The organism is Asticcacaulis biprosthecium C19 (genome assembly GCF_000204015.1).
Classification (GTDB): Bacteria; Pseudomonadota; Alphaproteobacteria; order Caulobacterales; family Caulobacteraceae; genus Asticcacaulis; species Asticcacaulis biprosthecius.
This window is the reverse complement of record NZ_GL883078.1, coordinates 834914-841628: the sequence shown is the minus strand read 5'-3', so window position 1 is coordinate 841628 and position 6715 is coordinate 834914. Positions and strand designations below refer to the sequence as shown.

The window sequence follows — 6715 nt, the reverse complement described above, 5'->3', positions numbered from 1 at the left end:
CCCCACCACGATTTCGCTGCGCGTCACTTCGCTTTGCTACGTTTTGCTCCGCTCATGGTCCCCCTCCCCGACAAGCGGGGAGGAGGAAAGACGTAAAATGCCAATTGCCTATCTCGGCCGGAAAAAGCTGTTCGCCGTCAGACGGCCGGTATGGACATCGGCCTCCAGTTTCGCGCCGTCGAACAAGGCGCAATGCAGCACATTGCTGCGGTAAAGCACCAACCGATTGAACCGGATTTCGACCGAATCGGTGATCTCGAAATTCGGCGTTTGCGGCCCGGTATAGCCGGTCAGCAAATCACCATCCCGGTCGAGTTCGGCCTGGACGGTACCGAGGTAAACCTCGCGGCGGTCAAGATCGACCGACTCAAACCCCGTTGTCCGGTGGCGGAAAAAGGCCGTGCCGCCCGCCTGACCCGGGCAGAGATAGTGCACCATGGCCAGGTGATCTGGCCGTAGCTGATCGTAGTGCGGGATCTTTTGCCACGGACCGAAGTCCTCCAGCCGGTGCGTCGCCAAAGCAAAGAAACCGTTGGCGACCAGAGGCGTATCGTGTGCGATGCCGAACGCCCGCTCGAAACTTGGCCGAAGGACCGGCAGAAGCGTCTCCAGATAGGTCCTTGGCAGGGGTGCGTTCAATCCCGGATAATAGGTCCCGGTCGGTGGCGCGAACGGAGCATCGGCGGCCATGGCGACCAGTGTCTCGGGCTCCAGCACGACATCGTCGATGACCAGCAGCGGCTGCCCCTCGCGGCCGACGCGGCGAAGTTTCACCTGGGCCTGAGGATTGATCTGGACCGGCGCGTTCAGGCGGCCACCTCTTCCCACTGGCCCGAGGTTTCCGAGCGGAACAAGGCATCGAGAATGCGCATGTTGGCGCGGGCGTCGTCCAGGCCATAGGGCAAGGGTGCTTCGCCGCGCACCGCCCGACAGAAGGCCTCGCCCATCAACTGGTACTGGTCCGCCGGCGGCAGGGTGTGCGTCACCGCCGTGCCGCCATCGAGCGTGGCGCCATTGTCGATGACGATGTGCTGCGCGCGGTCGGGTGGTTGGTTGAACGGGATCGGCAACGACAACCGCGCCTTGGTGCCGAAGACATTGATGCTCTGGCTGCGTCCCGCCTGGGTAGAGACGGTGAAGCTCAACTGGCGGCCATGGCCGAAATCGAGCAGGGCCGAGGCGATGACATCCGTGCCGAAGGTTTCGTGGCGTTTGATCAGGGCCATGACCCGCACCGGCTCGGCGTCGAAGAAGAAGCGGCCGGCGACGACGGGATAGCAGCCGATATCCAGCAGTCCGCCGCCGCCCCATTCGACCTTGTTGCGGATATTGCCGGGATCGAGATTGTCGTAGCTGAAATAGGACTGGATCATCTGCGGCCGGCCGATGGCGCCGTCGCGGATCAGCCGCCGTGCCTCAATCCACTGCAGCGAATGCCGCACCATAAAGGCTTCCTGGATATAGACGTCCTTGACATCGCAGAGCGCATCAATCTCGGCCGCGTTCAGCGCCATCGGCTTTTCACACAGCACATGCTTGCCGGCGCGGGCTGCTGCCAGGGTCATTGGCACATGCAGATGGTTGGGCAGCGGATTGTAGATGACCTCGATCTCCGGATCGGCCAGCAGCTCTTCGTACGCCCCATAGGCCTGCTCGAGTCCTAGCGCCGCCACGGCCTGCTGCGCATTGACCAGGTTACGCGAGCCGATGCCCTTGACCCGGATCTGATCGCTTTTCAGCAGGGCGGGGATGACCTTGTTCATCCCGATCTTGGCGGTCGAGAGGACGCCCCAGACAATACGTTTCATGCCAGCCTCTCGATCAGTGCCATGGCGGTCTGCGGATTGACGACCTTGTGGCCGCCGATGACGTAGAAGAAGACGTCATGGTCCTTTGCGGCCCGCGGCCCGCCAAAGGTGGCCAGGTCATTGGGTACCTGGCCTTCGGCCAGGGTGCGGGCGCGGTAGGCCCATTCGTCCAGCGCCTGGGGCGTGTAGCCCAGCGGCTCGCTCTCCTGGCTTCCCATGAGGCGGACATAGCCGAAATCAGTCGTCAGGTCGGCAATCACCGGGAAGTCCGGATCGTCGACACCGGTGATTATGGCGACCCCATAACGCCGGCAAAGGTCGACGAACTCGGCGCAGCAGAAGCTGTTATGGCGGACCTCGACGGCGTGGCGCAGTTTAACCCCGTCGACCTCGGGCGGCAGCAGCTTGAGGAAGTTCTCGAAATCGACCGGATCGAACTTTTTGGTCGCCATGAACTGCCAGTTGAGCGGCCCGAGCTTGGCGCCCAGTTCGGTGATGCCGCTGTTCAGGAAACGGTCGACCGACTCGGCCGACAGGCTCAGATCCTTGCGATTGGTGCAGTAGCGCGAACCCTTGAGCGTAAAGAGAAATTCGTCCGGGGTTTCTTCGCGCCACTTTCGGTAGGTTTCGGGCTTCTGCGAACCGTAATAGGTGCCGTTGACCTCGATCGAGGTCAGTTTCGACGCGGCATATTCGAGCTCGCGCTTTTGCGACAGGCCGTCGGGATAGAAGGGCCCACGCCACGGCTCATAGGTCCAGCCGCCGATCCCCACATAGATGCGTCCTGCCATGGCACACTCCTGTCGCCTGAATGCAAATCCGTCCGGCTGGCCTGCAAAGGGCTGTTTTCTGCGCTTCCGGTGCTCACGTACTTAAGTACGCTTCGCTCCGGTTCTCGAAACCAGCCCTTTTCGGCTCAGCCTTGAAGGCGAGCCTGACAGATTTTCAAAACAGGCTCTACCGCCCGATAAGGGTGGCGTCAAAATATAAGTTGTTCACTTAATGTTCCAATTATATAGTGTGAGTCAAGTCTCCTGAGTCAGACGATGGACAGTGCCGATACCCCGCCCCAGAGAAAGATCATCCATGTCGACATGGATGCCTTTTTCGCGTCGGTGGAACAGCGCGATTTCCCTGACCTGCGCGGCAAGCCGGTGGCAGTCGGCGGCGATGGTCTGCGCGGTGTCGTAGCGGCAGCTTCGTATGAGGCGCGCAAGTACGGCGTTTATTCCGCCATGCCGTCGGTCACCGCCAAGCGCAAATGCCCCGACCTGATCTTCGTCAAGCACCGCTTCGAGGTCTACCGCGAGGTGTCGCACCAGATCCGCGACATCTTCTTCGACTACACGCCTCTGGTCGAACCCTTGTCGCTGGACGAGGCCTATCTCGATGTCACCGAAAATCTGAAAGGCATGACTTCGGCGACCCAGATCGCCGAGGACATCCGCGCCCGCATCCGTGACGTCACCCAACTGACGGCCTCGGCGGGGGTGTCGTACAACAAGTTCCTGGCCAAGATCGCCTCGGACCAGAACAAGCCCGACGGCCTGTTCGTCATCAAGCCGTCCCAGGGACCGGACTTCGTGGCGAGTCTACCGGTCAAGAAGTTCTACGGCGTCGGGCCGGCGACGGCATCGAAGATGAACCGGCTCGGGCTCTATACCGGGATGGATATCCGCAACCAGACCCTGGCCTTTTTGCAGAAGCACTTCGGTATTTCCGGAAGCTACTATTACAACGTCTCGCGCGGCATTTGCCATCGCCAGGTCAAGCCCGACCGCGAGCGCAAATCGGTCGGCGGTGAGAACACCTTCTTTGAGGATGTGTCGACCCTGGACAGCGCCTGGGCGCAATTGCTGCCGATCTTGGACAAGGTCTGGCGCCATATCGAAGGCAAGGGCATCAAGGGCCGGACGGTGACCTTGAAGGTGAAATACGCAGATTTTACCACCATCACCCGGTCGAAGACCTTTGCCGCGGCGGTAGCCGATCGGGACACCATGACGCGCATCGGCCGCGAACTGTTGGAGGGTGTGTTCCCGGTGGTGAAGAACATCCGGCTTTTGGGAATCAGCCTGTCGTCGCTGAGCGAGGACGAGGCGGATGAACCGGAGGACATGAGGCAGTTGAGCCTGTTGCTGTAAGGCCGGCGGTTGGGCGCCGCCGGCCTCAGCAGATCAGGCCTTTTCGTTCCACAGCAGCTTGTAGATAAGCCCGCCGATTGCGGCACCGACAAGGGGCGCCAACCAGAACAGCCAGAGCTGGGACAGGGCGGCCGTCTCGGCGAACAGTGCCACGCCGGTCGAGCGTGCCGGATTGACCGATGTGTTGGTCACCGGAATGGAGATCAGATGGATCAAGGTTAGGGCCAGGCCGATGGCGATCGGTGCAAAACCGGCCGGGACACGTCCGGACGTCGCGCCCAGGATGATGATCAGGAAAAAAGCGGTCAGCAGCACTTCGATGATCAGGGCAGCCGTCATGGAAAACCCACCCGGCGACAGGGTATCATACCCGTTGCTGGCAAATCCGCCGACCGTGGCGTCGGCCTTGCCGGTTGCCACTAGGTACAGGGCGCCGCCGGCCAGGATGGCCCCGACCACCTGGGCGACCCAATAGGCCGGCAGGTCCTTCCAACTGAACTTGCCGGCGACCGCCAGACCCAGCGAAACCGCCGGATTGAAATGCCCGCCGCTGATGCCGCCGACCGCATAGGCCATGGTCAGAACCGTCAAACCGAAGGCAATCGAAACACCGGTCAGGCCTATCCCGACCTCCGGAAAGGCAGCCGCCAGGACCGCACTGCCGCAACCACCAAACACCAGCCAAAACGTACCGAAAATTTCCGCCGAAAGTTTCTTGAGCATGACATATCCCCTGAGAGAATCGTTTCGCGCGTCGTGCGCCGGGGGATTGTGCGCTTTTTTGCGCAAATTGGCTATGGCATCAAGATCGTGGCGCCGGTGGTCTGGCGGCTTTCCAGGGCCTCATGGGCGGCGCGGGCGTCCTTCAGATCGAAGCGCTGATGGATATCAACGGTGATGATACCGCCCGCGATCAACTCGAACAGCTCCGCCGCTGCGGCCAGCAAGGTCTCGCGATCGGGGTTGTATGCCCACAAACTCGGCCGGGTCATGAACAGCGAGCCCTTGGCGTTCAGGATGCCAATGTCGAACGGCGGAATCGGTCCCGACGACTGGCCAAACGTCACGAACATCCCAAGCGGCTTGAGCACATCCAGTGATCCCGGAAAGGTATCCTTGCCGACGGAATCGTAAACGACGTCGAGCTTGCTACCGTGGTTCAGTTCCACAGCCCGGGCAACGAAGTCTTCTTCACGGTAGTTGATGACGTGGTCATAGCCGTGCGTCAGCGCCAGCTCGACCTTCTCCGCCGAGCCGGCCGTGCCGATGACCGTGGCGCGTAGGTGTTTGGCCCACTGGCCGAAGATCAGCCCGACCCCGCCGGCGGCGGCGTGGAACAAAACCGTATGCTCCGCCGACACCTTGAAGGTCCGCCGCAACAGATACTGCGCTGTCAAACCTTTCAGCATGATCGCGGCGGCGATCTCGTCGTTGATGCCGGCGGGTAGGGGGATCAGCTTGTCAGCCTTCACGATGCGTTGTTCGGCATAGGTGCCCGGACCATCGAGATAAGCCACCCGGTCACCGACAGCGACCTCGGTGACACCGTCGCCAATGGCCTCGATCACGCCGGCGGCTTCATTGCCGGGGATCAGGGGCAGGGCGGTCTTGTACTGGCCGCTGCGGAAATAGGTGTCGATGAAGTTGACGCCGATGGCGGTGTGCCGGACCAGGGCCTGGCCTGGACCGGGTTGACCGACCTCGATGTCTTCGAACGCCATGACCTCCGGTCCCCCGGTAGTGTGGACCTGTATCGCCTTGACCATGCCGGTTCTCCTGTGAACCGTTAAGGTAGGCGCCGCAGCCGCTCAAACAAGAGGTTGTAGAAGCCCACCGCCTCGGCATCGTGGATGAAGTTGACATTGGCGGGGCGATCCGTGGCCTTGAACCAGTCGACGACGGTCATGCCTAAGGTCAGCGTGCTCTGGGTCTCGACCGAGACATTGACGGCGCGGCCGGTGAACAAGTCCGGTTTCAAAAGATAGGCAATCGTGCACGGGTCGTGCAGCGGCGCCCCAGCCCAGCCGAACTTCTGGATGTCAAAGCGTTCTGACGCTTTCAGCATGATCGCCGCTTGCGGGCCGGCAGTATTACCCATGTCGCGCAACACCTGCAGCCGGTCTTGGGTCGACAACACCTTGTGGGTAGCGTCCAGCGGCAAAAGCGTCAGAGGCGCGCCGCTGTTCAGCACGATATCGACGGCGTCCGGATCGACATAGGCGTTGAACTCAGCGGTCGGGGTGACATTGCCCAGCTCGCGCCAGGCGCCCAGCATCATGACCACTTCCCGAACCCGGGAAACGACGTCCGGCGCCTGCTGGAAGGCCTTGGCGACATCGGTCAGCGGCCCTAGCGTGACCAGTGTCACATCATCGATGGTCCGCAAAGTTTCGATGATGAAATCGACGCCGGATTGGGTTTGCACCGGATAGGTCGGGTCAGGCAGGTCGGGGCCGTCCAGCCCGGTCTCGCCATGGACATGCTCGGCCGTGACCAGAACCTGGCGCAGCGGACGGTCGGACCCGGCGAACAGCTTTACGTCCGACCGGCCCGACAGTTCCAGAATCTTACGGGCATTGTTGAGCGTATGGTGCAGCGGCACATTTCCGGCCACCGCGACGATGCCCAGTATGTCGAGCTCGTCCGGCGACGCCAGGGCCAGCAGCAGCGCCAGGGCATCGTCTTGGCCCGGATCGGTATCGATGATGATTTTGCGCGGCATTCAGTTCTTTCTGCGCGCCGGCGATAACGCCATCGTCTTTC

The 6715-nt window shown here is 61.7% G+C and carries 7 protein-coding genes; 1 reads left to right on the top strand and 6 read right to left on the bottom strand.

The genetic code is table 11. From position 1 onward, the window contains the following. Positions 1–108 precede the first annotated feature (108 nt). Genes ABI_RS14235 through ABI_RS14225 form a run of 3 tightly spaced genes read right to left on the bottom strand, consistent with a single transcriptional unit; the run spans position 109 to position 2599 of the window. On the bottom strand, positions 109–828 hold the full coding sequence (locus ABI_RS14235; RefSeq protein ID WP_006273719.1) for a DUF6445 family protein: 720 nt from the start codon (positions 826–828) through the stop codon (positions 109–111). After that, the gene (locus ABI_RS14230; protein ID WP_006273718.1) at positions 807–1808 is read right to left on the bottom strand and encodes a Gfo/Idh/MocA family protein; all 1002 of its coding nucleotides are present in this window, start codon (positions 1806–1808) and stop codon (positions 807–809) included. Before ABI_RS14230 ends, ABI_RS14235 begins: the two co-directional genes overlap by 22 nt. Beyond that, positions 1805–2599 carry a DUF72 domain-containing protein gene (locus ABI_RS14225; protein ID WP_006273717.1) on the bottom strand — a complete coding sequence of 265 codons (795 nt, stop codon included), beginning with the start codon at positions 2597–2599 and terminating at the stop codon, positions 1805–1807. The genes ABI_RS14230 and ABI_RS14225 overlap by 4 nt, the downstream gene beginning before the upstream one ends. A gap of 255 nt (positions 2600–2854) precedes the next feature. Between ABI_RS14225 and dinB the strand changes: the two genes are divergently transcribed. Then, positions 2855–3952 (top strand): DNA polymerase IV, encoded by a 1098-nt coding sequence (dinB, locus tag ABI_RS14220; protein WP_006273716.1) that lies wholly within the window; start codon positions 2855–2857, stop codon positions 3950–3952. Between the two features lie 33 nt (positions 3953–3985). On the opposite strand, the gene aqpZ is transcribed toward dinB, so the two are convergent. The 3 genes from aqpZ to ABI_RS14205 form a co-directional block, all read right to left on the bottom strand. Continuing rightward, positions 3986–4675: an aquaporin Z gene (aqpZ, locus tag ABI_RS14215; RefSeq protein ID WP_006273715.1), complete on the bottom strand. Its 690-nt coding sequence runs from the start codon at positions 4673–4675 to the stop codon at positions 3986–3988. Positions 4676–4746: 71 nt separating this feature from the next. Further along, entirely contained in the window at positions 4747–5718 is a 972-nt protein-coding gene (locus ABI_RS14210) for a quinone oxidoreductase family protein (RefSeq protein ID WP_006273714.1), read from the bottom strand. Positions 5719–5738: 20 nt separating this feature from the next. Then, on the bottom strand, positions 5739–6674 hold the full coding sequence (locus ABI_RS14205) for a nucleoside hydrolase (protein WP_040309282.1): 936 nt from the start codon (positions 6672–6674) through the stop codon (positions 5739–5741). Positions 6675–6715 lie beyond the last annotated feature (41 nt).